Origin of the sequence: Halobellus sp. Atlit-38R (genome assembly GCF_003665925.1) — an archaeon.
Lineage (GTDB): Archaea > Halobacteriota > Halobacteria > Halobacteriales > Haloferacaceae > Haloquadratum > Haloquadratum inordinatus.
In genome coordinates this window covers 1-788 of the sequence record NZ_QXIJ01000069.1, presented here as the reverse complement: position 1 = coordinate 788, position 788 = coordinate 1, and the positions used below count along the sequence as shown (strand labels likewise).

The 788-nt window shown below is 68.8% G+C and carries 1 protein-coding gene; it reads left to right on the top strand.

The features are described from left to right. Window positions 1-173: 173 nt before the first annotated feature. Window positions 174-788, top strand: a 615-nt coding sequence (locus D3D02_RS18135) for a metallophosphoesterase (protein ID WP_147435702.1), incomplete at its 3' end; no start/stop codon positions are given.

Sequence of the window (788 nt, the reverse complement as noted above, 5' to 3'; positions counted from 1 at the left end):
AAACGATGGAAGACCTCGACGACGGCGACGGCGCGGACCACGACGACGTGCTCGCTGCCGTCGTCGACGAGTACGGCGCGGACCCCGAAGCGGTCGAAGACGCCATTCAGGAGGCGCTTCTCGGCGGTCGGTGCTACGAACCGCAGGACGGCGTGCTGAAAGCTATCTAAGTCGTGTCCGAGCCGCTCGTCGAACCGATTCCCGGCCATCCCGCCGCTGTCGCCCGAACAACGCGCCGCGGGTTCCCCGAGCGTTCACTCGTCGTCGCCGACTACCACGCCGGTATCGAGTCCGGACTGCGGTACGAACGGGGGGTCGAACTCCCGTCGAACGCCGCCGTCCGCCGCGAGCGACTGCTGTCGCTTCTCGACCGAACCGGAGCCGACCGTCTGGTCGTCCTCGGCGACCTCGGCCACCGCATCGGCGACCCGAAAGGCGACGAAGCCGAAGAGCTGCGTGACCTCGTCGACGCCGTGACCGACTGCGCCGAGATGACGCTCGTCCCCGGTAATCACGACGGCGGCCTCGCGGACTTCTTCGATGACCGCGTCGAGGTGACCGCCCGTTCCGGCGTCCGACTCGGCGACGTGGGCTTCTGCCACGGCCACACGTGGCCCTCACGGGAGGTGCTCGCCGCCGACGTGGTCTGTTCGGCCCACGAACACCCGGCGGTCAGACTCGAAGACGAAGTCGGCGGCGCGCGAAAAGAGCGCGTCTGGCTCCGCGGGTCGCTCGTTCCGGACGTGTTCGCCGACCACTACGGGGTCGACGTGGCGGAATTGGAGTGG